Raw genomic sequence first — 1805 nt, forward strand, 5'->3', positions numbered from 1 at the left:
GTGGAGGCCTACGGCCTGACCGAGACCTCGCCGGCCGCCTGCATCAATCCACTGGACCTGGCCGAGTACAACGGCGCGATCGGCCTGCCGATCCCCTCCACCGACGCCTGCGTGAAGGACGACGACGGCAAGACCCTCACCCCCGGCGAAGTCGGCGAGCTGTGCATCAAGGGCCCGCAGGTGATGAAGGGCTACTGGCAGCGCGCGGAAGAAACCGCCAAGGCGATCGACGCCGACGGCTGGCTGCACACCGGCGACATGGCGCGCATGGACGAACAGGGCTTCTTCTACATCGTGGACCGCAAGAAGGACATGATTCTGGTGTCCGGCTTCAACGTGTACCCGAACGAAGTCGAAGACGTGATCGCGATGATGCCCGGCGTGCTGGAAGTGGCTGCGGTCGGCGTGCCGGATGAAAAGTCCGGCGAGATCGTCAAGGTGGTCATCGTCAAGAAGGACCCCAATCTGACCGCCGAGATGGTCAAGGAGCATGCCCGGGCCAACCTGACCGGCTACAAGCACCCCAGAATCGTCGAATTCCGAAAGGAACTGCCCAAGACCAATGTGGGCAAGATCCTGCGCCGCGAGCTGCGCGATACCCCCGCCCCGTAAGGCTTCGGCGGTCATTCAGGCATTCCACGGCCCCAGCCGGTGACGGCTGGGGCCTTTGCGTTGAGCGGGTGACCGGCGGTGTAGGATCGCGGCGAGTGGACCCGTCCGGCCCGCCGCCCACCGTCCTCCCTCCGGGCCAGAAACGCCGAGGAAATCGCCATGCAAACGATCGAAAAGCTGAACATTACCCGCGGCTATTCCACCATCCGCACCGAAACCACCGCTGACAACGCCGCCCATTGGTTGTTCATGCATGCCGACGCCGCCACGGGCGTTCGCCCCTGCTGCCGCCGGGACATGCTGGATGAGATGTGGAGCTTCATGAATGCCATCACCCTCTCCCCGGCCGAGCGCAACAGCGGCGCGTTGCGTCACTTCGTGCTGGCCTCCGATGCCAGCGCCTACAACCTGGGCGGTGACCTGGAGCTGTTCTCCCACCTCATCCGCGAAGGCAACCGCGATCGCCTGCTTGCCTACGCGCAACGCTGCGTGGAAGGCGTGCATCACCTGCATACCGGCTTCGGTGGCGATGTGCGCACCATCGCGTTGATTCAGGGCGATGCCTTGGGCGGCGGCCTGGAAATGGCGCTGGCCTGCCACACGATCGTCGCCGAGGAAGGCTGCGGGATGGGGCTTCCGGAGGTGCTGTTCGGGCTGTTCCCGGGCATGGGTGCCTATTCGTTCCTGTGCAAGCGCGTCGCACCGCAGCTGGCCGAGAAGATCATTCTGGAAGGCCGGGTGTATTCGTCCGAAGAGATGTACGCGATGGGCGTGGTGGACATTCTGGTGCCCAAGGGCCAGGGCGTGGCGGCGGTGCAGGAGCAGATCCGCCAGCACCAGCGCGTCCCGCGCAGCTATCTGGCCATGAACGCGGCACGCAATCTGGCCCAGGCCGTGCGCTATGACGAGCTGCTGGAAATCACCAAGGTCTGGGTCGACTCGGCGCTGGCCCTGGAAGAGAAGTCGCTGCGCACCATGGATCGATTGATCAAAGCGCAGACGCGTCGTGCTCACCTCGACGCGGCGTGAATGCTGGCAACCGTTGCAAACCACTTCAAGCCCGGCCACAGCCGGGCTTTTTTTTGGTTTCTTTTTGCCTGCGGCGCGTTCTTCAATGCGCAGGAGTGCCTCGCTGGCTGCACCAACCAACCGTCGAGGGCGGGGGTGTGTGGGTTCGCGTGACACGCTGCAAG

1 protein-coding gene and 1 pseudogene are annotated in these 1805 nt (G+C 64.4%); both read left to right on the plus strand.

The window, feature by feature from the left end; all coding sequences use genetic code 11:
* Positions 1-612, plus strand: a pseudogene (gene rpfB / locus AC1DR7_RS20280) (fatty acyl-CoA ligase RpfB); the annotation flags it as partial.
* A gap of 159 nt (positions 613-771) precedes the next feature.
* Positions 772-1641, plus strand: a complete 870-nt coding sequence (locus tag AC1DR7_RS20285) for a crotonase/enoyl-CoA hydratase family protein (RefSeq protein ID WP_457322121.1) — start codon at positions 772-774, stop codon at positions 1639-1641.
* Positions 1642-1805: the final 164 nt, after the last annotated feature.

It is taken from the genome of Stenotrophomonas sp. P5_A9 (assembly GCF_056400525.1).